This is a genomic window from Pannonibacter indicus, from assembly GCF_001418225.1.
GTDB classification, from domain to species: domain Bacteria; phylum Pseudomonadota; class Alphaproteobacteria; order Rhizobiales; family Stappiaceae; genus Pannonibacter; species Pannonibacter indicus.
This window is the reverse complement of sequence record NZ_LIPT01000006.1, coordinates 16,551-39,401: the sequence shown is the minus strand read 5'-3', so window position 1 is coordinate 39,401 and position 22,851 is coordinate 16,551. Positions and strand designations below refer to the sequence as shown.

The 22,851-nt window shown below is 63.8% G+C and carries 20 protein-coding genes and 1 tRNA gene; 11 read left to right on the top strand and 10 right to left on the bottom strand.

Features of this window, described 5'->3' with window-relative positions; translation table 11 throughout:
• Positions 1-19 precede the first annotated feature (19 nt).
• Positions 20-3,457 (bottom strand): hybrid sensor histidine kinase/response regulator, encoded by a 3,438-nt coding sequence (locus ASC48_RS10630; protein WP_055455736.1) that lies wholly within the window; start codon positions 3,455-3,457, stop codon positions 20-22.
• A 375-nt stretch (positions 3,458-3,832) separates the two neighbouring features.
• On the opposite strand from ASC48_RS10630, the gene urtA reads away from it, so the two are divergent.
• The 6 genes from urtA (at position 3,833) to ASC48_RS10600 (ending at position 12,983) form a co-directional block, all read left to right on the top strand.
• Positions 3,833-5,116, top strand: coding sequence for an urea ABC transporter substrate-binding protein (gene urtA / locus ASC48_RS10625; protein WP_425270023.1), 1,284 nt, complete (start codon positions 3,833-3,835; stop codon positions 5,114-5,116).
• Positions 5,117-5,386: 270 nt separating this feature from the next.
• Positions 5,387-7,015, top strand: coding sequence for an urea ABC transporter permease subunit UrtB (urtB, locus tag ASC48_RS10620; RefSeq protein WP_141658920.1), 1,629 nt, complete (start codon positions 5,387-5,389; stop codon positions 7,013-7,015).
• Positions 7,012-8,205, top strand: a complete 1,194-nt coding sequence (gene urtC / locus ASC48_RS10615) for an urea ABC transporter permease subunit UrtC (protein WP_055455735.1) — start codon at positions 7,012-7,014, stop codon at positions 8,203-8,205. The genes urtB and urtC overlap by 4 nt, the downstream gene beginning before the upstream one ends.
• Positions 8,206-8,209: 4 nt before the next feature.
• Complete coding sequence (gene urtD, locus ASC48_RS10610; protein WP_055455734.1) at positions 8,210-8,956, top strand: urea ABC transporter ATP-binding protein UrtD; 747 nt, start codon at positions 8,210-8,212, stop codon at positions 8,954-8,956.
• A gap of 263 nt (positions 8,957-9,219) precedes the next feature.
• The gene (urtE, locus tag ASC48_RS10605) at positions 9,220-9,915 is read left to right on the top strand and encodes an urea ABC transporter ATP-binding subunit UrtE (protein WP_055455862.1); all 696 of its coding nucleotides are present in this window, start codon (positions 9,220-9,222) and stop codon (positions 9,913-9,915) included.
• Between the two features lie 140 nt (positions 9,916-10,055).
• The gene (locus ASC48_RS10600) at positions 10,056-12,983 is read left to right on the top strand and encodes an AsmA family protein (protein ID WP_055455733.1); all 2,928 of its coding nucleotides are present in this window, start codon (positions 10,056-10,058) and stop codon (positions 12,981-12,983) included.
• A gap of 13 nt (positions 12,984-12,996) precedes the next feature.
• Here the strand turns inward: ASC48_RS10600 and phnN are convergent, their stop codons facing one another.
• The 4 genes from phnN to fosX all read right to left on the bottom strand — a co-directional run bounded on the left by phnN (position 12,997) and on the right by fosX (position 16,066).
• Entirely contained in the window at positions 12,997-13,605 is a 609-nt protein-coding gene (gene phnN, locus ASC48_RS10595) for a phosphonate metabolism protein/1,5-bisphosphokinase (PRPP-forming) PhnN (protein WP_055455732.1), read from the bottom strand.
• Between the two features lie 43 nt (positions 13,606-13,648).
• Positions 13,649-14,794, bottom strand: coding sequence for an alpha-D-ribose 1-methylphosphonate 5-triphosphate diphosphatase (locus tag ASC48_RS10590; RefSeq protein ID WP_055455731.1), 1,146 nt, complete (start codon positions 14,792-14,794; stop codon positions 13,649-13,651).
• Positions 14,791-15,543, bottom strand: coding sequence for a DUF1045 domain-containing protein (locus ASC48_RS10585; protein ID WP_055455730.1), 753 nt, complete (start codon positions 15,541-15,543; stop codon positions 14,791-14,793). The genes ASC48_RS10590 and ASC48_RS10585 overlap by 4 nt, the downstream gene beginning before the upstream one ends.
• Positions 15,544-15,625: 82 nt before the next feature.
• On the bottom strand, positions 15,626-16,066 hold the full coding sequence (fosX, locus tag ASC48_RS10580; RefSeq protein WP_055455729.1) for a FosX/FosE/FosI family fosfomycin resistance hydrolase: 441 nt from the start codon (positions 16,064-16,066) through the stop codon (positions 15,626-15,628).
• 213 nt (positions 16,067-16,279) lie between these two features.
• Here fosX and phnF point away from each other — a divergent pair, with 213 nt between their 5' ends.
• The gene (gene phnF / locus ASC48_RS10575; protein ID WP_055455728.1) at positions 16,280-17,014 is read left to right on the top strand and encodes a phosphonate metabolism transcriptional regulator PhnF; all 735 of its coding nucleotides are present in this window, start codon (positions 16,280-16,282) and stop codon (positions 17,012-17,014) included.
• On the opposite strand, the gene ASC48_RS10570 is transcribed toward phnF, so the two are convergent.
• The 4 genes from ASC48_RS10570 to ASC48_RS10555 form a co-directional block, all read right to left on the bottom strand.
• Positions 17,015-18,607 carry a CYTH and CHAD domain-containing protein gene (locus tag ASC48_RS10570; RefSeq protein ID WP_055455727.1) on the bottom strand — a complete coding sequence of 531 codons (1,593 nt, stop codon included), beginning with the start codon at positions 18,605-18,607 and terminating at the stop codon, positions 17,015-17,017.
• Between the two features lie 59 nt (positions 18,608-18,666).
• Complete coding sequence (locus tag ASC48_RS10565) at positions 18,667-19,164, bottom strand: cupin domain-containing protein (RefSeq protein ID WP_055455726.1); 498 nt, start codon at positions 19,162-19,164, stop codon at positions 18,667-18,669.
• 155 nt (positions 19,165-19,319) lie between these two features.
• Positions 19,320-19,871: a hypothetical protein gene (locus ASC48_RS10560; RefSeq protein WP_055455725.1), complete on the bottom strand. Its 552-nt coding sequence runs from the start codon at positions 19,869-19,871 to the stop codon at positions 19,320-19,322.
• Positions 19,872-20,048: 177 nt separating this feature from the next.
• Positions 20,049-20,135, bottom strand: a tRNA-Leu gene (locus ASC48_RS10555).
• Between the two features lie 169 nt (positions 20,136-20,304).
• Here ASC48_RS10555 and ASC48_RS10550 point away from each other — a divergent pair.
• The 4 genes from ASC48_RS10550 to ASC48_RS10535 are packed head-to-tail and all read left to right on the top strand — an operon-like array spanning position 20,305 to position 22,142.
• The gene (locus ASC48_RS10550) at positions 20,305-20,883 is read left to right on the top strand and encodes a YqaA family protein (protein WP_055455861.1); all 579 of its coding nucleotides are present in this window, start codon (positions 20,305-20,307) and stop codon (positions 20,881-20,883) included.
• 19 nt (positions 20,884-20,902) lie between these two features.
• Entirely contained in the window at positions 20,903-21,403 is a 501-nt protein-coding gene (locus tag ASC48_RS10545; RefSeq protein ID WP_055455724.1) for a disulfide bond formation protein B, read from the top strand.
• Positions 21,404-21,417: 14 nt separating this feature from the next.
• Entirely contained in the window at positions 21,418-21,675 is a 258-nt protein-coding gene (locus ASC48_RS10540; protein ID WP_055455723.1) for a hypothetical protein, read from the top strand.
• Between the two features lie 26 nt (positions 21,676-21,701).
• Entirely contained in the window at positions 21,702-22,142 is a 441-nt protein-coding gene (locus ASC48_RS10535) for a metallopeptidase family protein (RefSeq protein ID WP_082440084.1), read from the top strand.
• Between the two features lie 57 nt (positions 22,143-22,199).
• On the opposite strand, the gene ppa is transcribed toward ASC48_RS10535, so the two are convergent.
• Positions 22,200-22,736 (bottom strand): inorganic diphosphatase, encoded by a 537-nt coding sequence (gene ppa, locus ASC48_RS10530; RefSeq protein WP_055455722.1) that lies wholly within the window; start codon positions 22,734-22,736, stop codon positions 22,200-22,202.
• Positions 22,737-22,851: the final 115 nt, after the last annotated feature.

The window sequence follows — 22,851 nt, the reverse complement described above, 5'->3', positions numbered from 1 at the left end:
CGGCCTCACGCAGCTTGTTTCAGTCATGGGGCTGGACCTCTTCCAGAATTGTTCTGTAGCCGGCAAAATCGAACTGCTCCAGCCGCTCGCGCAGGGCGGCGACGAGGGGCGCGTTGCCCGCCTCCCGGCCCAGCTCGCTCAGCTTTGCCTCGATGCCATGCACATAGCCGATATCGCCAAGATCCATCAGGTCGCGCAAGTGGCTGGGGCCGGGATTGGCATAAAGTCCGGGGGCTGTCTCCCGCTGCGGGTCTGCCTGCGGCAGGATGATGGGCAGGGAAGGGGCAGCCTTCGGCTCCGGTGCAGGTGCGGCCGGTGCGCCATAACGCCAGACGAGGCCGGGCAGGCGGCCGAGGCGGTCGAGAAGCTGGGCCATGTCCACAGGCTTGGCCAGCGTATCGTCATGGGCAGGCTCGCCGGTGGGGCGCAGCGCCGTGTCGCCTATATTGGCCGAAAGCATGACGATGCGGCCCTTGTAGCCGCGATGGCGCAGGGCGGCTGCCACTTCCCAGCCGTTGAGGCCGGGCATGGAAATGTCGGCCAGCACCAGATCCGGCGCGAGCTCCAGCGTGAGGTCTATGCCTTCCTGCCCGTTTTCCGCCGTCAGCACGATGAAGCCGAGTGGCGCCAGCATTTCGCGCATGAGGGCACGGTGGTCGCCATTGTCGTCGATGACGAGGATGGAACGGCGCGGCCCCTCATAGCCGCGTACCAGCCGGTCGGCAGCAAGGGCCGGAGCCGGGCCATTGAGGGCTGCCAGCATCAGCCGCACAGTGAAGGTGCTGCCCTTGCCAGTCTCGCTCGTGACGTCAATGGAGCCGCCCAGCGTCTGCGCCAGAAGCTTGGTGATGGTCAGCCCGAGGCCAAGACCCGGCGTGCGGTGTACCGTTTCACTGCTGCCGCGGCCAAAGGGCTCGAAGATGCGATCCAGATCTTCCGGCGCAATGCCGCGGCCTGTATCCGTGATGCGGAAGGTGGCGACCTGCGAGCGGTAGGCAACGTCCAGCCTGATCTGGCCCTTGTCCGTGAACTTGATGGCGTTGGACAGAAGGTTGACGAGGATCTGGCGCAGGCGCTTTTCGTCGGTGCGGACCAGCGCGGGCAGGTTCGGCGCGCGGGAGAACTCGAAGCCGAGCCCGGCGGCTTGCGCCTGCAGCCGCACCATGGCGACGATCTGGTCCAGAAACTCGTGGATGTTGACCGTGTCCGTGCTGACCTGCAGGCGGCCGGCCTCGATGCGGGAGATGTCCAGCAGCCCGTCGATCAGACCGGAGAGATGCTCCGCACTGCGGCGGATGACCTGAATGCTGGCCTTGCGTTCGCGCGGGATGGCCTCGTCCCGCTCCAGCACCTGCGCATAGCCGAGCACCGCATTGAGCGGGGTGCGCAATTCGTGGCTGAGGCCGATGACATAGCGGCTCTTGGCGTGGTTGGCCGCTTCCGCTGCTTCCTTTGCCCGTTGCAGGGCGGCGTCCGTCTTGCGGTGCGCCTCGATTTCCTGCAGCAGCAGGGTGTTCTGGCGGGCGGATTCTTCTTCCGCCACCCGGCGTGTGTCATGGGCGAGCACCAGAAACCAGACGCCGATGCCGGCGGCAATGGCGAAGACGACGAAGATCAGCGCGATGATCTGCCCCGGCGCCAGGTTTTCCTGCGGGCTGTGCACCATGGACTGATTGTAGATGATGGTGAGGATGAGGCCGATGCCGGCGATGACCAGCACCGATGTGGTGAGATAGCGGCCAAGGCGGGTGCTGAGCTTTTCCATCACCCAGGCGGGCAGGGCGGCGGCTGCGACTGTCTTCGTCTGATAGGCGAGCCGCGCCTTCGGCTTGCAGCTGTCGCCGCAACGGGCATCCAGCGTGCAGCAGAGCGAGCAGATCGGCACTTGATAGGCCGGGCAATAGGCCATGTCCTCCGGCTCGAACGGGTTCTCGCAGACCGAGCAGGTGATGGCGGTGCGGGACTGCCAGTGGCGGCGCGGCTTGCGGGCCAGATAATATTTGCCCTTCGTGCCCCAGGCGATGAGCGGGGCGAAGACGAAAGGCAGGACAAAGGCGATGAAGGTGGCGAGCGCCGCCGCCGTGACGCCGAAAATGCCGTAGTGAGCCAGCAGCGCAATCAGCGCCGCCCCGCCCATGGCGCCGGTGCCTACGGGGTTGATGTCATAGAGATGGGCGCGCTTGAACTCGATGCCCGGCGGGGCAAGGCCCAGCGGCTTGTTGATGAAGAGATCGGCGGAAATCGCCGACAGCCAGGCCATGGCGATGATGGAGAAGACGCCCAGCGTCTCCTCCAGCAGGGCGTAGATGCCCAGTTCCATCAGCAGGAGCGCAATGCCGACGTTGAACACCAGCCAGACCACCCGGCCCGGATGGCTGTGGGTGAGGCGGGAGAAGAAATTCGACCAGGCCAGCGACCCGGCATAGGCATTCATCACGTTGATCTTGAGCTGCGCCACCACCACGAAGGCGGCCATCAGCAGAATGGCGGCCTGTTCGGACGGCAGCATGTAGCCGAAGGCGACCGCATACATGCGTGATGGCTGATCGGCTTCGCTTGCCGGAATGCCGGAGGAGAGCACCAGAACGGCAAGGAAAGAGCCAGCCAGCAGCTTCGGCAGGCCGATGACCACCCAGCCGGGACCGGCCAGAAACAGGGCAAAGCGGCGCAGCGGAGACAGGTTTTCCTTCGCCGGCAGGAAGCGCAGGAAGTCCACTTGCTCGCCGATCTGCGCCATCAGCGCCAGCACAACGGCAGCGGCGGCCCCGAATTGCAAGAGGTCAACCGGATTGGAATAGGCCTCCCGCAGGGCGCCGGAGGCCGGATCAATGCCTGCAAAGCCGAGCCAGACGCCCACCGCCTGCCAGTCCGTCAGCGCAATGAAAATGAAAGGCAGGATGTTGAGAACGATCCAGAAGGGCTGGGTCAGAAGCTGGAAGCGGCTGATCAGGGTGATGCCATGGGTGACCAGCGGGATCACCGCCACGGCGCTGAGGATGTAGCCGATCCACAGCGGGATGCCGAAGGCATATTCGAGGGCGCTCGACATGATCGAGGCCTCGATGGCGAAGAGAATGAAGGTGAAGCTGGCGTAGATCAGCGATGTCAGGGTGGAGCCGATGTAACCGAAACCGGCGCCGCGCGTCAGCAGGTCGATATCCACCCCGTGGCGCGTGGCATAGCGGGCGATGGGCAGGCCGACGAAAAGCAGCACGGCACAGCCCGCCAGAATGGCGGCAAAGGCATTGGCGGTGCCGTAGGACAGGGTGATGGTCCCGCCAATTGCCTCCAGCGCCAGAAAGGAAATCGCGCCGCCGGCCGTGTGCGAGATGGCGCGGCTGGAAAAGCGCCGGGCGCTCTTGGCGGTGAAGCGCAGCGCATAATCTTCCAGGGTCTGGTTGTTGACCCATTGATTGTAATGCCGGCGCACCGGCAGGATGCGCTGACGCGCTGTCATTCAGGCGCCCCCTATTTAGGCGTCTGCCCATTCATTGGGCAGTTTTCCAGCCGCGCATCTTCGGAAACGCTCCGGATGCCGCTCCTGTCTTTCAAATTCCTCCATCCCTAGCAGGGATCATGCCGGTTTGGCCGGGTGCAATTGCCTGTGTTGCAGGCAGGCTGCAGGGGCTGCGCAGGGGGCTACGTCAATCGACGTATGTTGCGCTGCCGCATGAGGCCGCACGATCCCCTTCAGACGGCAGCCAGCGGCGGCCGCGGGCGGCAAGCCGGATGAGCGGAGACAATCCGGACGGCGCACCGCTTCCAGATGGGGTGATCCCGGCAACGGACCGGGACGGGCAAAAATCAAGGGGAACAGCAGATGATGACCAGGATGACTTCCCGCGTGGCAGGGTTCGTGGTGGCGGGCCTGATGACTTCGACCATGATCGGCGGCGCGCTGGCCGAGGAGACGATCAAGATCGGCATCCTGCATTCGCTGTCGGGCACGATGGCGATTTCCGAAACGACGCTGAAGGACACCATGCTGTTCCTCATCGAGGAGCAGAACAAGAAGGGCGGCGTGCTGGGCAAGAAGCTGGAAGCCGTCGTCGTTGACCCTGCATCCGACTGGCCGCTCTTTGCCGAAAAGGCCCGTGAACTGATCTCGGTCAACAAGGTTTCGGCCGTCTTCGGCTGCTGGACCTCCGTGTCGCGCAAGTCCGTGCTGCCGGTGTTCGAGGAGCTGAACTCGATCCTGTTCTACCCCGTCCAGTACGAGGGTGAGGAAAGCCAGCGCAACGTGTTCTACACCGGCGCTGCCCCCAACCAGCAGGCCATTCCGGCGGTGGACTACCTCATGAACGAGGAAGGCGTGGAGCGCTGGGTGCTGGCGGGCACCGACTATGTCTATCCGCGCACGACGAACAAGATCCTTGAAGCCTATCTGAAGTCAAAGGGCGTCAAGGAAGAGGACATCATGATCAACTACACGCCGTTCGGTCATTCCGACTGGCAGACGATCGTGTCCGACATCAAGGCCTTCGGTTCCACCGGCAAGAAGACCGCAGTGGTCTCCACCATCAACGGCGATGCCAACGTGCCCTTCTACAAGGAACTCGGCAACGCCGGCATCAAGGCCGAAGACATTCCGGTCGTCGCCTTCTCCGTGGGCGAGGAAGAACTCGCCGGTCTCGACACCACCCCGCTGGTCGGCCATCTCGCTGCCTGGAACTATTTCCAGTCCGTCGACACTCCGGCCAATGCCGAGTTCATCGAAAGCTGGCGCGCCTTCATCGGCAACGACAAGCGCGTGACCAACGATCCGATGGAAGCCCATTACATCGGCTTCAACATGTGGGTGAAGGCCGTCGAGAAGGCCGGCACCACCGACACGGATGCCGTCATCGATGCGCTGATCGGCGTCTCCGTGCCGAACCTCTCCGGCGGCTATTCGGCCATGATGCCGAACCACCACATCACCAAACCGGTGCTCATCGGCGAAATCCAGGCAGACGGCCAGTTCGAGACCGTTTGGGAAACCCCCGGTCTCGTGGTCGGTGACGAGTGGTCCGATTATCTGGAGGGCTCCATGGACCTGATCGCCGACTGGCGCGCCCCGCTCTCCTGCGGAAACTTCAACGTGAAGACCGGCAAGTGCGGCGGCTCCGGCAGCTGATGTGAGAAGCAGGGCGGGAATCTCCCGCCTTGCTCAGTGCCGTGTGGTTCGCGACCAGTCCCGCTTCCCAAGGAACAAGGCTGCCGTATCCGATGAATGCAGCTTCGCACCAGAGTCTCCTCTCCCCTCCCCCTCAAGGGGAGGGGGACTGAGAGGCTGCTGTGCGCAAAGAATCATAAGCGCAGCAGCTTGCCTCCAAGGGCAGGGGGGGACCTGCCGGACGGCGTAGCCGCCCGGTTTATCAAGAGAATTTCCAGCCAGGTGACGCCCATGTCTCTGAAACGCCTCATGATCTGTCTGCTGATGCTGGTGATGTCCGTTGCCGTGCAGCAGCATGCTCTTGCGCAGGACACGGATGCTCTGCGCCCCTTGGTGAACAAGCTGGGCGAGGGCGGGTTCAAGGAAACCGAGGCGCAGGTGGGGGCGCTGGCGGCAACCGGTGATCCTGCCGTGGCCCCGGCGCTGGAGGCTTTGTCGTCCGGCGATCTCTACGTGCGCAAGAGCGACGCCATGGCCGTCATCGGCGTCAAGGCGGGCTCCGGCCTTGCCTTGACCGATCCGCTGACCGGTGAGGCGCTGGGTACGGTCACGACGGGCGAAGTGACCAAGATCAAGGTCAACAACGGGTTGCGCCGGGCCATCCGTGCGGCCGTCGGCAGCCTGACGCTGGGCTCGTCCGATGCTGCCGTGCGTCTGGCTGCGGCCAATTCCATGTTCCGCTCCCGAGATGTGGAAACGCTGCCCCAGCTGGAGGACGCGATTGCGGCGGAAACCGATGCCAGGGTGAAGACTGCGATGGAGCGCGCCCGGGCGGCCACCCTGCTGGCTGGTGAGGCGCCGGAAGCGGACAAGCTGGCGGCGGTGGATCTGATCGCCTCGGCGGGCGGGCGCGATGCCCTGTCCGTGCTGACGTCGATCGCCAGCGATGCCAGGGCGCCTCAGGCCCTGCGCGATGCGGCGCAGACCGGCATCACCCGTATCGAAAAAAACCTGGCGCTCTGGGATGGCGCGCAGAACATCTGGTACGGCCTGTCGCTGGGCTCGGTGCTGCTGCTGGCCGCCATCGGCCTTGCCATCACCTTCGGCGTGATGGGCGTCATCAACATGGCCCATGGCGAGATGGTGATGATCGGCGCCTATGTCACCTTCATGGTGCAGGAGGTGATCCGCACCAGTTTCCCCGGCCTGTTCGGCGCGTCGCTTTTCATTGCGCTGCCGCTGGCTTTTCTGGTGACGGGGCTGACCGGCATGGCCATCGAGCGCGGCATCATCCGTTTCCTCTACGGGCGGCCACTGGAAACGCTGCTGGCCACCTGGGGCCTGTCGCTGATGCTGCAGCAGGCGGTGCGTTCCATCTTCGGTCCGACCAACCGGGAAGTGGGCAATCCGGACTGGATGTCCGGCGCCTTCCAGCTGGGTGAGATGACCATCACCTATAACCGGCTCTGGATCGTCGTCTTCGCCATGCTGGTCTTTGCCGGGCTGATGCTGGTGCTGAAGAAGACGCCCTTCGGCCTCTATACCCGCGCTGTCACGCAGAACCGCCGCATGGCCGCCTCGATGGGCATCCGCACGCCCTGGATCGACGCGCTGACCTTCGGTCTTGGCTCCGGCATTGCCGGGATCGCCGGTGTTGCCCTGTCGCAGATCGACAATGTGTCACCCAACCTCGGGCAGGGCTACATCATCGACAGCTTCATGGTCGTCGTCTTCGGCGGAGTGGGCAACCTGTGGGGCACGCTGGTGGGCGCGCTGACGCTTGGTGTCGTCAACAAGTTCCTGGAGCCCTATGCCGGGGCCGTGCTCGGCAAGATCCTCGTGCTCGTCTTCATCATCCTCTTCATCCAGAAGCGTCCACGGGGGCTGTTCGCTCTCAAGGGCCGGGCAGTTGACGCATGATCATCCATTTCCTTCTCCGCGCCTTCGACCGGCAGGCCACGCTTTTCCTCCTCATTGCAGGCGGCATCATCCTGGCGGTGCCCGCGCTCAACCTGCTGCTGCCGCCGGATCATCTGCTGCATGTGCCCACCTATGCGGTGAGCCTGATGGGCAAGTATCTGACCTATGCGCTGCTGGCGCTGTCGGTGGATCTCGTCTGGGGCTATTGCGGCATTCTCTCGCTGGGGCATGGGGCCTTCTTCGCCCTCGGCGGCTATGCCATGGGCATGTATCTGATGCGCCAGATCGGTCCGCGCGGCGTCTATGGCGATCCGGTACTGCCGGACTTCATGGTGTTCCTCAACTGGAAGGAACTGCCCTGGTACTGGTACGGCTTCGACAGCTTTCCCTTTGCCATGCTGATGGTGCTCCTGGTGCCGGGTGTGCTCGCCTTCGTCTTCGGCTGGTTCGCCTTCCGCTCGCGGGTGTCGGGGGTCTATCTGTCGATCATCACGCAGGCGCTGACCTATGCGCTGCTGCTCGCCTTCTTCCGCAATGACATGGGCTTTGGCGGCAACAACGGCCTGACCGATTTCAAGGATATCCTCGGCTTCTCCGTGCAGGCCGATGCCACCCGCGCCGGGCTGTTCCTGGCCTCCGGTGTTGCGCTGCTTGTCTCTTTCCTGCTCGCCCGCTCCATCACCCGCTCCAAGCTCGGCAAGGTGCTGGTGGCGGTGCGCGATGCGGAAAGCCGCACCCGCTTTCTCGGCTACAAGGTGGAGCGCTACAAGCTGTTCGTCTGGACTGTTTCGGCCATGATGGCGGGGCTGGCCGGGGCGCTCTACGTGCCGCAGGTGGGCATCATCAATCCGGGCGAGTTTGCACCGGCCAATTCAATCGAGGTGGTGATCTGGGTGGCGGTCGGCGGGCGCGGCACGCTCTATGGGCCGATTATCGGCGCGGTGCTGGTCAACTACGGCAAGACCTGGTTCACCGCCGTTCTGCCGGAAATCTGGCTCTTTGCGCTGGGTGCGCTGTTCGTGGTGGTGACGCTGTTCCTGCCCAAGGGCATCACCGGCCTTGCCGCGCAGATCCGGGAGAAGGTCCGGACGAAGACCGCGGGCCGCAGCAAGCCGCAGGACACGTCTTCATTGGGCCCCCAATCCGGTCCCCAATCTTCTGGCGCCAAAGCGCCGCAACCGGCGGAGTGAAACCATGACCCGTCAAGCGAGCCTTCTCTATCTGGATGGCGTCAGCGTCTCCTTCGATGGCTTCCGCGCCCTCAATTCCCTGTCCTTCGTCATCGCTCCGGGCGAGATGCGTGCCATCATCGGCCCCAACGGTGCGGGCAAGACCACGATGATGGACGTGATCACCGGCAAGACCCGGCCCGATACGGGAGAGGTGTTCTTTGGCGGCGAGACTGACCTCACCCAGCTGGACGAGGCCGATATCGCCGAGCTTGGCATTGGCCGGAAATTCCAGAAGCCGACGGTCTTCGAGAGCCATACGGTTCAGGACAATCTGGAACTGGCGCTGAAAGCCCCGCGCGGGCCGTTCTCGACGCTGTTTCATGTGCTGTCGCGCAAGGAAAAGGCGCGGATCGAGGATCTGCTGGAGCTGATCCGGCTCGGCGCACGGCGCAACGAGCTGGCGGCCAATCTCAGCCATGGCCAGAAGCAGTGGCTGGAAATCGGCATGCTGCTGGCGCAGGAGCCGCAGCTTCTCCTGGTCGATGAGCCCGCCGCCGGCATGACCGATGCCGAAACGGCGGAAACGGCGGAGCTGCTGAAGGACATCAACAAGACCCGTTCCGTGGTGGTGGTGGAGCACGACATGAGCTTCATCCGTGCGCTGGGCGTCAAGGTGACGGTGCTGCACGAAGGCTCCGTTCTGGCCGAAGGCTCGATCGACCACGTGTCCTCGAATGAGCGGGTGGTGGAAGTTTATCTGGGACGGTGAGGGATTTTGTAGCGCTTGCGGCTTTCTCGAATCGCCGCAGCGCAAGACAGCTGACGAATCTTCGACCTCTCCATCGTCATTCTCGGCCTTTTGTCGATGATCTATAAAAATCAATAGTTTACAGATGGCCGGGACAAGCCTGGCCATGACGAAAGAGAAGAAAGCCTACGTTTTCGTTACCCTCTGCCCTCTCTCCATGAGGGAAGAGGAACTTGAGCCCGATAAGGGGCCGGCGCCTCGTGCCGGGTGAAATGGAGCAGACCATGCTGAGCGTTGAAAAGATCGATCTTCACTACGGCGCGGCTCAGGCGCTCAAGGGCGTGTCCATTGAGGCGGAGGCGGGCAAGGTGACGTGCCTGATGGGCCGCAACGGTGTGGGCAAGACCTCGACCTTGCGTGCCATCGCGGGCCAGCAGCCGGTCAGCGGTGGGCGCATCCTGTGGCAGGGACAGGATATCTCGCGCCTTGCGCCCCATGCCCGGGCCCGGCTTGGCATTGCCGTCGTGCCCCAAGGCCGTGAGATTTTTCCGCTCCTGAGCGTGAAGGAAAATCTGGAGACCGGCTATGCCCCGCTCGCCCGCCGTGACCGGACCATCCCGGAGACCATCTTCGAGCTGTTCCCGGTGCTGAAGGACATGCTCTCGCGCCGGGGCGGTGATCTGTCCGGCGGGCAGCAGCAGCAGCTTGCCATCGCCCGCGCCCTCGTCATGCGGCCGAAGCTTCTGGTGCTGGACGAGCCGACGGAAGGCATCCAGCCGTCGATCATCAAGGACATTGGCCGGGCCATCGAGTGGCTGCGCGATCAGGGCACCATGGCGATCATTCTGGTGGAGCAATATTTCGAGTTCGCCAGGGACCTCGCCGACCGTTTTGCCGTGATGGACCGTGGCGAGGTGGTGATGGCGGGGCTCCGGACGGAGCTGAATGAGACGGAAGTCCGCCGCCATCTGACAGTCTGAGCCCGGGCGCCGGGAACGCCTTGCGGGCGCTCGAATGCGTAAGGGGCCGCATAAGAATTACGCAGTTCTGCGTTTCAAGGTCACGCTGTTGACACGCTTTGTCCTAAACTCGGTTCGATTCGGTATTCGGGGAGATTGGGATGAAGCGGCTTGTGATCGGGGCGGGCATTGTGGCTGTGCTCGTGGCCTCTGCTGTGGTCATCGTGCCCATGGTGCTGCCGAAGGACGCCATCAAGGCGCGCGTCGTGCAGGAAGTGGAAGCAGCCACCGGCTGGCGGCTGCGGATCGACGGGCCCGTCGCCATCTCTCTTCTCCCCCAGTTTCAGCTCAGCGCCACGGATGTGGGCTTGTCGGGCGAGGCCGGGGCGCGGGGTGTCGAGTTTGCACGCGCCGGCGCCATTTCTTTTGAGCTTGCCTGGGGTGCCCTTTTCGGCGGGGCCATTCAGGTGACGGGGATCGGCCTCGACAAGCCGGAGTTCGATCTGCTCATTGACGCGGAAGGCCGCACCTCCTGGGCGCCGCGCAAGCCGATGAAGCGGATTGAGGGCGTTTTCACCCAGTTCGATGGCAAAGGCAGTCCGCAACCCGCATCTGCCGGATCACCGGCGCCGGCGCTCCCGGACGAGACACCGCAGGAAGCGCGTGATCTGACCGCCCTGACCCGGATCGGCTTTGATGATGTCCAGATTCGCGGTGGCCGCATCACCTTTGCGGATGCGCGCAGCGGTTTCCGGCAGGAACTGAGCGATATCAACGGCCGCTTTACCGTGCCCGCGCTGGACCGCACGGCCGATCTTGACGCCAGTGCCGTGTGGAATGGCCAGTCTGTCGTGCTGGATGTGGAGGTGACGAGCCTTCTGAAGCTTGCCGCCGGAGAGACGGCAGCCATTGATCTGATGGTCAAGGCGGGCGGGGTGACCGTCAATGTGGAAGGCGGGCTTGGCCTGTCGCCGCTGGCTGTGGATCTGGCCGTTGATGGCAAGGCCGCTTCTCTGGCTGCCATCATGGCGCTTGCCGGAACTGACGGTGCGCAGGACAGCGGTGAAGTGTCCCTCGCGGGCCGTGTTGCCGGTGATACGCGCCAGATTGTCCTGCAGGATGGAACGGCGGCCCTTGGCGCGCTCAAGCTGGCGCTCTCTCTCAATGCGGACCTCACTGGCAAGGCGCCGCGGCTTGAAGGCCGTATCCAGTCGTCGGGCGGCAGCCTGCAGGATGCGCTGAGGCTGGCAAACCTGCCTTTCCCGGCCACGGGTGAGTTCGGTACGGATCTGCGCTTTGCGGCCGCAGGAGCAGATGCGCCCTCGCTGCTGAGCTCGCTGGAGCTCTCCGGCCTTGTCTCGGTCTCGGGCGGCACAGTGACAGGCCTTGACCTGGCAGCGGCCACCGGCGGCGATGAAAGCGCCAACCAGATCAGTGGCATCAATGCCAAGATAAGTTTCGACGGGCTGGACAAGCCTGTCACCGTCTCCGGCGGGCTGAGCTGGCGCGGCGAAGCCTTCGCCCTGAAGGGAACCGCCACTCCGGCCATTCTGCTGGCCGGTCTTCCGGCACCCGTCGATATCCGCCTTGAAGGTGCCAAGGGGGCCGCCGGGTTTGAAGGCTCTGCCTCCTTGTCCGGCGGGGTGGATGGCTCGGTCTTCGTGGAGACGAAGAGCCTGCGCAATCTGCTGTCCTGGCTGGGCCGCCCGCTTGCGCCTGGCGCCGGTCTTGGCCCGTTCCGGGTGGCGGGTGTGTTTGCCGCCGGGGACAATGCGGTCTCCTTCCGCAACACAGCCTTCACGCTGGATGGCATCAGCGGCAGCGGCGAGGGCCGGCTGGCCTTTGGCCGGGTGCCGAAGCTGACGGCTTCGCTCGTGCTCGAAAGCCTGCCGCTGGATCCCTATCTGGGCACGGGCCCTGCGCAGGCGCCTTCCGGTGCAAAGCCCGCCGCAGGTGCTGCGGCCCCCTCCGGCGGCGCCAGAGCTGCGAAGGGCTGGAGCAATGCCCCGGTCGATTTCGGCGGCCTTGCGGCTTTTGATGCGGACCTGACCCTCACGGCCAAGTCGATCAACTGGGACAGGATCAAGCTTGGCAACAGCGCGCTCAAGGTAGCGGTTGCCGATGGGGTTCTGACCGCAGATCTGCAGCAGGTCTCGCTGTATGGCGGCGAGGGCAAGGGCACGCTGACGGTGGAAGGCGGCAACCGCCAGCCGCAGATCCGCTCGGCCTTCACCCTGGCCAAAGTCGGAGCCCGGGATCTCTTGCGCGATGCCACGGGCATTTCCTGGCTCGATGGCGTGGGCTCGCTCTCCTATGACGTCAATACGCGTGGCAGCAGTGAAGCGGAGCTGATCGGCAATCTCGGCGGCGAAGCGAAGCTTGAGGTCCTCAACGGCGCCATTCTCGGGGTCAACCTGCCGGATATGGTGCGCAATGTTGCGGCCCGCACACTGCTGGGCTGGCAGCAGTCCAGCGAGGCGCGGACGGATTTCACCACCTTGAGTGCATCCTTCCAGATCAGCAACGGTGTTGCCCTCAACCAGGATCTGGCGCTGGCCGGTCCGCTCATCCGCATGACGGGCAGCGGCACCACCGACATGCCGGGCCGGACGCTGGACTGGCGGGTGGAGCCGCAGATCGTGCCCAGCCTGCAGGGCATTGCGCCGACGCCGCGGGCCAAGGGCGAATCCAAGACGATGGCGGCCCTCGGCGTGCCGGTCGTCATCCGGGGCTCCTGGGACCGGCCGCAGATCTATCCCGATATACAGGGCATTCTGGAAAACCCGCAGGCAGCTTATGAACAGCTGCAGCAGGTGGGCGGCGAACTGGTGCAGCTTCTCAAGGTCAAGCCGGATGAGGCGCTCGGGACCGTGGCCAATGACCTGATCAGCCAGACCACCGGCGGCAAGGTGCAGATCGATGTGCAGAAGGTTCTGAGCGGCGATGTCAGCGACCAGAGCGTGCTGAAGGCGCTGGAGCAGGGCTTTGGCCTGCCGTCCGGCTTCCTCGGTTCTTCAGGCCCTGGCGTGCCGGAGGGGCGGGAGATTCTGCCCGAGGAGCCGGGTTCGGAATCCCAGCCCCAGCCTTGAGGTGAAACAGGCGTCAGCTTGCAGCGTCAGGCAGGCCAAGGGCCTTGCGCATGCAGGCAAGGCTGTCATCCAGCTTGCCGGAATTGTCGATGCGGATGACGCCAGGCACGTCGGGCATATCAATGTCGGCCCGGCTGAGGCGGCGGCTGATTTCTTCCCGGCTTTCGCGTCCGCGCGCTGCCAGCCGTCCGGCCAGCACATCAATGGGGGCGGTCACCAGCAGGATGATCAGGGAGGCATATTTCTGCCGGGCCTGATTGAGGATCTGGCGTGAGCCATTGGCGATCACCGTGCGGCCGGCGCGGATGCCGTCATCAATGCTCTCCGGCAGGATGTAGCCAAGGCCATGCGCCTCCCAGGCAAGCGCCACGCGGCCCTCGCGGCAAAGCACGTCAAATTCGGCCCGGCCGATGGCGTCATGGTCCTCCGTCGCCCCGTCCGTTGTCCGGGTGATGAGGCGGCGGGCGAAGAAATAGGCCGGATCGCCCGCAAGGCTGTCACGCAGGGCATTCATCAGCGTGTCCTTGCCCGCCCCGCTGGGGCCAACCACCAGCACCAGCCTGCCCGGCCCGAGCAGTGCCGTACCGCCACTTGTCTGGCGTTCCTCTATCCCGCCGTTCATTGCACTCTCCGTGACAGATGCCGCCAGCGTTTGATGCGTCCGTTCACGCGACGCGCCGTCCCTCGCGCCAGACACCGCGTACGACCGGGACATTGCCCACCAGCCGCACCTGGACCAGATCGGCCCTGAGGCCCGTCTCCAGACGGCCACGGTCGGCAAGGCCTGCCATCTTCGCCGGGGTGGCGGTCACCATTGCCATGGCCTGCGGCAGCGAAATGCCCTCGACGTCACCGGCGAGATGGAACGCGGCCTGCAGCATGGACACCGGCACATAGTCGGAGGAGATGATGTCGAGGCATCCGTCTTCTGCCAGTGCCTTGGCGGAAATGTTGCCGGAGTGGGAGCCGCCGCGCACCACATTCGGCCCGCCCATCAGCACGCCCATGCCGGCCGCATGCGAGGCGCGGGCTGCTTCCAGCGTGGTCGGGAATTCGGCAATGCCGGTGCCGAGGCTGATCGCCTCGTCCACATGGGCCACGGTTGCATCGTCATGGCTGGCCAGAAGGATGCCGCGCTCACGGGCCGAATCTGCCAGCAGCTTGCGGTGCTGCGGGGCGTTCTTGTCCGCAACAGCCTGCCGCATGGCGATATAGGCTTCCATCTGCTCGTCGGTGAAGTTCTTCTTGGTCTGGTAATAGACGCGGTACATCTCGATGGAGACGAATTGCCGCTGGCCGGGGGTGTGGTCCATCAGCGACATCAGGCGCACATGGGCATCGCTCTTGAAATGCTCGTAGGCGCTCATCACGTCCGGGGCGGAAACCTCACAACGCAGATGGATGAAATGCTCGGCGCGCAGCCGCTTTTCGGCCTGTGCGCTTTCGATGGCGCCGGCGAGCGCGCGCATGTCGTCCACATTCAGTTCCGCTTCCGCATCCATGCCGACGCGCAGCGCGTCAAACACGGTGGTGATGCCGGCGCAGGCGATCTGCGCATCATGGGCCTGCACGGCGGAAACCGGGTTCCAGCGCACCTTAGGGCGCGGGGAATAGTGGATTTCCAGATGGTCGGTATGCAGTTCGACCAGTCCCGGAATCAGGAAATCCCCCTCGCAATCATGGCCATGGGCCGGGATGCCGCCTTCATCGATGGCGCTGATCGTGCCGCCCTTCACCTCCAGGCTGCCGGTGATGACATTCTCCGGCAGGACGAGGCGGGCGTTGGTGAAGCTGTGCGTCATGTGGGTCATTGGCTCTGGCTTTCGGCAGAAACGGGGATCAGGCGCAGGGCAGGGTCCTGCGGGCCGGTGGATCCCGTGAGGGGCAGGATGTCGACGGCGCGGAACGGTGCGCCGCGTTCCGGCTCGGCAAAAAGGCCGAGGCTGGCAATCTGATGCGGGCGGTCTGTCACCGTAGCAAAATGATCCATAGCGGCCGCTTCAAGGGCAGACATGGTGCTGTCCTCCTCAAGCTTCACCGAAAGGGTCATGTGGAAGCGGAATTCCTCGAAGACATAAGGATAGCCCCAGGCCCGCAGGAGGTCCTGCTGACGGGGCGAGAGGTTCGCAGCCAGACGGCGGGCCATGTCGGCTTCGCTCAAAGGCGCGCGGAAGGGCTCGAAAGCCTCGACGCAGGCAGCGGCAAAACCGTTCAGATCCACGCTCTCCGGCTGCGGGGTCAGCGCCAGAAAGCGGCCCAGCCGGGTGACCGACAGACCGGGAATGGTGAAGGGGGCCGCATGGCTGCAAAAGCTGCGGAAGGCATCGCGCAGCGCCGGTTCATCACGTCCGCCTGCGAGGGAAAACGGCGCCTTCAATGTGCCGTGAAAGCCATAGCGGCGCGGGTCCGTGGTCAGGGTGGCGAGGTCTTCGGCTGTGAGGCCCGGTATATGCGGCTGGGGCAGGGCCGTGCCGTCCACCGCGTCGCGTCCAAGCCACGTGGCACCGAGCCGGGTCAGGGAACTGTCTGCGGGAGCGGTGTAATAAATAGCGTAGCGCATCGGAAGGGGAGCCGTCTTGTCTCAAGAATCGTAAGGCTGGATATAAGAAGCAATGGCCAGAACTAAGGCTGGCGCATGTAGGCTATGTGACAGAGACGCCGCTGTCCTCAGCTCCGGTTTGGCGCGCGTAGGCGGCCAGCCGCTCCTCCAATGTGCCGGAGTGAAGCTCGAACAGGTGGTTGTCTTCGTCGCAGAAGTACACCGACCGGCCCTCAACGGCAATGCGGGGCCGGGGCGGCCTTACCTCAAGGCCAAGGCTGCGGATACGCTCCATAGCAGGCTCGATCTCCGCGTCATCCACCTTGAAGGCGATGTGATTAGAGCTGCGCTCAGGCAGGCTTTCGCCCTGCATGACAGCGATCCAAATATCTCCAGATACAAAGAATTTCTCCGCAGACAACGAAAATCCGGCCCCGCGGCTGCAGTAAAGCTCGCGGAGGCCAAGGACCTCCGTGAGAGTTCTGGTCATTCGCGTGATCTCACAGCAGATGAAAGTCATGTGGGAAAGGCCGTGAATCGGCATGAATCATATCCCTGTTTGCGGCTGCAGTCTCTACGAGTAGATTTTTGAGAAGTAGCGCCGATGGTTGTATTGGATTAACTTGCTTTTCGCAGCGGCATAGGTAATTACTGCAATGCCCTGCCGTGCAGGTGAGGGGGTGAGCGTTTGTTAAATTTGTCTACTTGTATATATTGAGGTGAGTGGCAAAGCAACGCCGTGGCAAGGGGGCGCTGAATGACCGGGTTTGGACCGCTGGACCGGGGAACCGGGATTGCCGTCTGGCGCCAGATAGCCGAGTGGATCCGCACCGAAGCAGCCACCGGCCGGTTTGTGCCCGGAATGCAGCTGCCGCCGGAAATGGAGCTTGCGGCCCGCTTCGGCGTGAACCGGCACACGGTCCGGCGGGCCATCTCCGTGCTGACACATGAGGGCCTGCTGCGGGCGGACCAGGGGCGGGGAACATTTTTTGCCGACCGTTCTGTCGGTTATCCGATCTCGCGGCAGACGCGGCTCTCTGAAATTCTGGCCGGACAAGGCCAGGCGCCGGGCGGGCGCCTGACGGGAGCCGGGGTCGAGGGGGCGAGTGAGTTCCTTGCCGGCAAGCTCGAGCTGCCGGCGGGAACGCCGCTGCAGCGGATAGAGACCTTGCGGGTGTCTGGAGAGACACCGGTTCTGGCTGGAACAAGCTGGTGTGAACTGATCCGCTTTCCGGGTCTTGCGGCGGATTTCGCCGAGACGGGTTCCTTCACCCAGTGCTTCACGCGTGCCGGCCTTGGCGGCTATTACCGCCGGGAGACACGGATCTATGCCGAACGGGCGACGCAGGCCGATGCCCGGTTGCTGGATATCGAGCTGGGGTCGCCGGTGATGGTCATGGAAATAGTCAACGAGGACCCGGATGGCCGTCCGGTGCAATATGCCCGCAGCCGCGTTGCGGCAGACCGGATGGAACTGGTGGTGCGCAGCTGATCAGCTCTTCCTGCGGGTCCAGCAGGGCTTTGCCTTGCTGGCTTCCTTCCAGCCGCTGCGGGCTTCCGGCCAGGCTGTCCGGGCCTGTGCCTCATGCCATCCCAGGACGAAGCCGGACGCGGCGGCCAGAGAGGTGGCACGAACCGTCTTGCCCGCCGCTTTACCTGCCGTCTTCACGGGGCCAGGCGTCAGTGTGGCCAGCCTTTCCGCCATGGCCACGTCATTGAGGTAGCCAAAGACGTCCTGCAGATTCTTGAGGTGCTTCAGAAACGTCTTGCGGCTTTCGCCGGGGAACAGGCAGGCGAAGAACTCCAGCCCGTAACGGAACTTCTTCAGGGCTTTGCGCATGTCATGGCGCTCGGTCCGCGACAGGGTGTCGAGCCGCCGGCCATAGCTCTGCACCTTGCGCCAGCGTTTGCCAATGGCCTCGCTGGCAAAGGCGGTGACGGCTTCGGCGAGCCGGTCCGCCTGACGAGCATCCTCTTCCTTGCGCCAGCCCGCTGTCTCGCAGTAGCTGGCAAGATCCAGCAGGAAACCGTTGAAGGCTGCGCTTGCAAGTTCCGTTTTCAGGCCCTGCCTTGCGGCCTGCCGGTCCTTGCCAAGCTGCTCCAGCAGCAGCGGAATATTGATGCCTTCCGGCGCGTGAGATGCAAGAGGGGCGATGATTTCATCGCTCAGCACATCGAGATCCCGCAGCGCTCCGGCGGCGGCGGCATAGCGGCTGGCCTGCTGGTCCAGCGCGCCGGTGCGGCGCGGGTCGAGCATCGGGCGGAACAGCTTGAACGCGGTGCGCAGCCGCCGGAAACCAATGCGCAGCTGATGCGGGCCTTCATTGTCCGCACTGGTCAGGCAGACCATGCGGGCGGCCGAAATCTGATCAATGCAGGAGCGCAGGATGTGCTGATAGGCGTCTTCCACGCGCATCGTCGCGTCGAGGTCGATGGTGCCGGCGTTGCATGGGGCTTCGTCCTGCCCGAGAAACAGCCGGTAGCCGCGCTCGGCTTTGCTCATCGGCGAAAAGCGGAAGGCATTTGCGCCTGTCAGTGCCAGTGCGGCTTCATAAAGCGGCGCGATGCTGCCGGATTTCAGCTCCAGCTCCAGTTCGCACAGGGGCAGGCGCTTGTCTCCCGCAACAATCTCGCCCACGTCCAGCGCGGCTTCGATGAGGGTGCCATCCTCCCGGGTGAGGTCGCGCTGGGTGCGCTGCATCACCGTCTCGAAACAGGGAACGAGTCCGGCACCGCCGGTGCAGTCCGCGATCTGGCGGCGGATATCCTCATCGGGCACCTGATCCAGCTGGAAGTGCGGGCCGCTGACATCTGTCTCGATCTCGATGGGAGAAGACAGGCCGCCGGAAAGCGGCTTGCCGAGCTTGACCGTCTGGATCCAGCGCCGCCCGGACTTGCGCACCCGTGCGGCGATCCTGGCCTTGTGCAGTCTGAGATCTGCCGTGTCGAAATAGATCGACGTGAGTTGCTTCGTTGAGGCTTTGCCGGAGAAAAATCCTGTGACGGCCCCGGAGATCTTGAGGCTCTCCGCTGCGCCAGGCTCAAGCTCCAGCTTGAGTTCGACTTCCTTGTCCGGCGTGCTCATGGCAGAACTACTAGCCTGCCGCCGGTGCGGTGTCGAATGATTTTGGGAGACCTGCGCGGTCAGCCGCGCCCGAACAGGCGGCCAAGGCGGGCGCTCACCTTCATCAGGAAGGAAACGGTCCAGGGCATAGGGCGGCGGTTGAAGGCGATCTTGCGCACATAGACCGGCACATGCCAGACCGCGCGGGTGCCTGCGGGAAACAGCATGCTGACGCCGGGGCGGCCTTCATAGGTGTTGCCGGCCTCGTCGGTGATATGCACCTCACCTTCAAGGAAGAGCACCGTTTCGTCCCAGAAGAAGTGCCAGTGGAACGTGCCGGCGGTGCACTCCCAATGGTCGGTCGAAGACCAGCCGTTGGTGCCGGCCGACAGGCTGGTGAGCCGGGCCTGCGGCGTGCCCTCGATGATCCATTCCGGGCGGATCGGCGCGCTGCGCATGGCGGCAGTGTTGAGGGTCGCATAACGGAAGGCCGGGGTTGAACTGCCGGAGCGGCTCTCCTGCGCTGCACAGTCTCTGTCCTGCGGCTTGCCGATGCCGCCAATCTCGATCAGTGCCATGATGCCCTGCCTTCTCCTGTCCGGTGGCGCCTCATTGCCAGCGGGCGCTTGCGGGTCCTGAATCTATGCCGCAGGGCTCATTACCGCGTGGTTTAACCGCAGTGTTGCAAGATCCCCAAGTTGCAAATGCGGTTAACCGCTTGTCACCGGATTGATCAGTTTTCGCGCGAATAGCGTGCCGCTTCGGCGGGCCAGCTCCCGATGTCATGCGGGCGGCCTTCCTGATCGGCAAAGGCCACCATGTCACGGGCGAGGATCGCGTCAAACAGAAGAACCGAGGTGACGGCCATCCGCCGGCCCCGGTCCAGGATCAGCAGCTCGAAGCCTTCCTGCAGGCGGGCGCGCAGATAGGGCACGAGATCGCTTGTCTTCCAGGCGAGCGGGCGGGCCGGATCGACGAACATCACGTAGATGCGCTCGATCGGATCGCGGTGGAAATAGGCGCCAGCATCCAGCGGATGGGGGATGCGGTTGCGGTCCGGGCTGTTCGTCAGCCGGGCCGAGAGATAGGCGCATTGATAGGCAAGGCAGGCAGAGGGCCGCTCTGGCTGGCCGAAGATGGCACAGCCATGGTCCTTGATGCTGGCGCAGGGCCGGTACATCGGCTTGTCCAGCGGGCCAATCTCGGGGAGCTCGCAGCAATAGGTGCAGGTGCGGCACCAGGATATGCGGGCGCCAGTGTCCTTCTTGCGTTTTGCCTGCCCCACGCAGCGTCTCCCTCTCGCTTCAGGCTGTAAATCGAGCGGCAGATTAAAGACTTGTCCCCGAAGCTCAAGACCGGCGATTCAAATGAAGGGGAGGGGCGCAAGGCAACGCGCTGAGGGGGGCGCTGAAGCGGATGCGCTGAACTGATGCAGCGTGCCTGCAAATGGCGCTGGAAAGTATGGTGCCCCTGGCCCGAATCGAACGGGCACTCCCTCACGGGAAACGGATTTTGAATCCGCCGCGTCTACCAGTTCCGCCACAGGGGCAGCGTCCTTGGAGCCGCGACTATAGCCAGACTGGCTTTGCCGTCAATCCACTGCCCGGTGCTTTCCCCGCTCCAATTGGCAATTGTCTGCTGCACTGCGAAAATATCCGGCTGCTGCCACCGTTCTCCCGATGACAAAAGTTCCGGCGGCGGCTATGCAGAATGCCATTATGCTGAGAAAACTTTACGACTGGACCTTGTCCCTCGCCTCTGGCCCGCGCGCACCGCACGCGCTGGGGGCGGTTTCATTCATTGAAAGCTCGTTCTTTCCGATTCCGCCGGATCTGCTGTTGATCCCCATGGTGGTCGCGAACCGGCGCAAGGCCTGGTTCTACGCGGCCATCGCAACGGTCATGTCCGTGCTGGGCGGCATTTTCGGTTATCTGATCGGCGCATTCCTGTTCCATCAGGTCGCAGAGCCGATCCTGACCTTCTATGGCTACATGGACAAGTTCGACCGCTTCAGCGAGATCTTCAATGCCTGGGGCTGGTGGTTTGTGTTCATCGCCGGGCTGACGCCGTTTCCCTACAAGGTGATCACCATCGCCGCAGGCGTCACGGGCCTCTCCATGCCGGTCTTTGTCATCGCCAGCATCGTGTCACGCGGGCTGCGCTTCTTTGCGGTCGCCGGGCTGCTGTATCTGTTCGGTGAGCCGATCCGCAACTTCATCGAAAAGCGCCTTGGCCTCGTCTTCACGGTATTTGTGATTCTGCTTGTTGGCGGCTTCGCTGCTATCAAGCTGCTGTGATATCGCGTGAGGATCTGAAATGACGTCGCTTCAGCGGGCCAAGGCGGCCACTCTGCTTCTGCTTCTGGGGGGCACGGCTTCCATTGCGGCCGCCTGGGGCTTCCAGCTCATTGGCGGGTATCTGCCTTGCAAGCTGTGTCTTGAGCAGCGCGTGCCCTATTATGTGGGGCTGCCGCTGGGTGTGCTGGCGCTGCTTGCTCTCCTGACCCGCCGCACAGGCATTGCCACGGTGCTGCTGCTTCTCGTGGCGGCGGTTTTTGCCTATGGGGCCGGACTTGGCGCCTATCAGGCCGGGGCCGAATGGGGCTTCTGGATGGGGCCATCCGACTGCGGCGGCGGCGGTGCCACGCCCAAATCTGCGGCCAACATGCTGCAGGCGCTGCAGAACACCCGTGTCGTCTCCTGCACGGAAGCCAGCTGGCGCATGTTAGGCCTGTCCTTTGCGGGCTGGAACATGGTGGCCTCCGCCGCAGTGGCCGTTCTGGCGCTGTTTGCAGGCCACCAGGCCCGCAAGGGCTGAGAGGAGACACGGCCATGGGTGAGCGGGAACGGCGGGCAAAAGCCAGGGAAGATGAAGCCAGGCGCGCTCTGTCGCGCGTTGAGGCCGAGAGCGAAACCATCCTGGGCTCCGCCACCAGCCGCATGGCCAGCCATGCCCAGCGTCATTTCGGCGCCGCCGACAAGAACCAGAACGACCGGATCGAGGTCTGGGGCACGCGCATCGGCCGCATGGCCGGCCTGCTGTTTGCGGTTGGGCTGGTCATCTATCTGGTCAGCGCCTATCTGATGTGAACTGCAAGTTCACAAGGGGCGATTTGATGAGTGAGCGGACAGGGGCGCCAGACCCGCAGATTGCAGCCATCGCGGCCATGGTGGCCCCGGGGCTGGATGCTTTCGAGATCATTGCCCGCCAGGCCTATGCGCAGCTTCCCGAAGAATTTCAGGCGCTTTGCGAGGGCGTGCTGATCACGGTCGCCGATTTCGCCGATGAGGAGATGCTGAAAAGCGTCGGCCTTGAGGACCCGTTTGAACTGATGGGCCTGTTTCAGGGCATTGGCCTCGCACAGGGCGGCGACTTCTTGCACACCGGGCAGCATCCGAACCGGGTCTGGCTGTTCCGCCGCCCCATTCTCGACTATTGGGCCGGGCACGAGGAACAGCTGGGTGATGTGGTGACCCATGTTCTGGTGCATGAGATCGGCCATCACTTCGGCCTGTCGGATGAGGACATGGAAGCAATCGAGGCCGCAGCGGGTTGACCCGCGCGGCCTCGTTGTTGACTGTCTGCGGAGGGCGTTGCTCCCGGCAGCAGTGTCTTACTTCTCTTCGGCCTTGGCGCGCTCGATCGACTCGATGATCAGCTGACGCGCCCTTTCCGGGCCTTCGATACCGGTGATCTTCACCCACTTGCCGGGCTCCAGATCCTTGTAGTGCTCGAAGAAGTGCTTCACCTGCTCCATGGTGATCACCGGCAGATCGTCGACCGACTTCACGTTCTCGTAGCGGCGGGTCAGCTTGGTGCTGGGAACGGCGATGATCTTCTCGTCCTGGCCGCTCTCGTCTTCCATCAGCAGCACGCCGATGGGACGGCAGCTCATGATGGCGCCGGGCAGGATCGGGCGCTGGTTGATCACCATCACGTCGATGGGGTCGCCATCGCCGCACAGGGTGTGGGGCACGAAGCCATAGTTCCCCGGATAGCGCATCGGGGTGTAGAGGAAGCGGTCCACGTACATGGCACCTGCTGCCTTGTCCATCTCGTACTTGATCGGCTCGCCGCCGACCGGAACTTCGATGATGACGTTGATGTCTTCCGGCGGGTTCTTGCCGATCGGCACCGCATCAATACGCATGAGCTTGCTCCTTGAGTTGCTGCGCAGGTCTATTGCAGGGACCGCGCCGCGAAGCAAGGGGCAAGTGTGGTAAAGCGTTGAAATCGGGGCTTTCCGGTGCCGCTGGGTGACAGAT

Excerpts from the sequence above, each read along its gene's own strand:
- ASC48_RS10630 (WP_055455736.1), bottom strand. The coding sequence starts at position 3,457 with ATGACAGCGCGTCAGCGCATCCTGCCGGTGCGCCGGCATTACAATCAA.
- urtA (WP_425270023.1), top strand. The coding sequence starts at position 3,833 with ATGACTTCCCGCGTGGCAGGGTTCGTGGTGGCGGGCCTGATGACTTCG.
- urtB (WP_141658920.1), top strand. The coding sequence starts at position 5,387 with ATGTCTCTGAAACGCCTCATGATCTGTCTGCTGATGCTGGTGATGTCC.
- urtC (WP_055455735.1), top strand. The coding sequence starts at position 7,012 with ATGATCATCCATTTCCTTCTCCGCGCCTTCGACCGGCAGGCCACGCTT.
- urtD (WP_055455734.1), top strand. The coding sequence starts at position 8,210 with ATGACCCGTCAAGCGAGCCTTCTCTATCTGGATGGCGTCAGCGTCTCC.
- urtE (WP_055455862.1), top strand. The coding sequence starts at position 9,220 with ATGCTGAGCGTTGAAAAGATCGATCTTCACTACGGCGCGGCTCAGGCG.
- ASC48_RS10600 (WP_055455733.1), top strand. The coding sequence starts at position 10,056 with ATGAAGCGGCTTGTGATCGGGGCGGGCATTGTGGCTGTGCTCGTGGCC.
- phnN (WP_055455732.1), bottom strand. The coding sequence starts at position 13,605 with ATGAACGGCGGGATAGAGGAACGCCAGACAAGTGGCGGTACGGCACTG.
- ASC48_RS10590 (WP_055455731.1), bottom strand. The coding sequence starts at position 14,794 with ATGACCCACATGACGCACAGCTTCACCAACGCCCGCCTCGTCCTGCCG.
- ASC48_RS10585 (WP_055455730.1), bottom strand. The coding sequence starts at position 15,543 with ATGCGCTACGCTATTTATTACACCGCTCCCGCAGACAGTTCCCTGACC.
- fosX (WP_055455729.1), bottom strand. The coding sequence starts at position 16,066 with ATGCCGATTCACGGCCTTTCCCACATGACTTTCATCTGCTGTGAGATC.
- phnF (WP_055455728.1), top strand. The coding sequence starts at position 16,280 with ATGACCGGGTTTGGACCGCTGGACCGGGGAACCGGGATTGCCGTCTGG.
- ASC48_RS10570 (WP_055455727.1), bottom strand. The coding sequence starts at position 18,607 with ATGAGCACGCCGGACAAGGAAGTCGAACTCAAGCTGGAGCTTGAGCCT.
- ASC48_RS10565 (WP_055455726.1), bottom strand. The coding sequence starts at position 19,164 with ATGGCACTGATCGAGATTGGCGGCATCGGCAAGCCGCAGGACAGAGAC.
- ASC48_RS10550 (WP_055455861.1), top strand. The coding sequence starts at position 20,305 with ATGCTGAGAAAACTTTACGACTGGACCTTGTCCCTCGCCTCTGGCCCG.
- ASC48_RS10545 (WP_055455724.1), top strand. The coding sequence starts at position 20,903 with ATGACGTCGCTTCAGCGGGCCAAGGCGGCCACTCTGCTTCTGCTTCTG.
- ASC48_RS10540 (WP_055455723.1), top strand. The coding sequence starts at position 21,418 with ATGGGTGAGCGGGAACGGCGGGCAAAAGCCAGGGAAGATGAAGCCAGG.
- ASC48_RS10535 (WP_082440084.1), top strand. The coding sequence starts at position 21,702 with ATGAGTGAGCGGACAGGGGCGCCAGACCCGCAGATTGCAGCCATCGCG.
- ppa (WP_055455722.1), bottom strand. The coding sequence starts at position 22,736 with ATGCGTATTGATGCGGTGCCGATCGGCAAGAACCCGCCGGAAGACATC.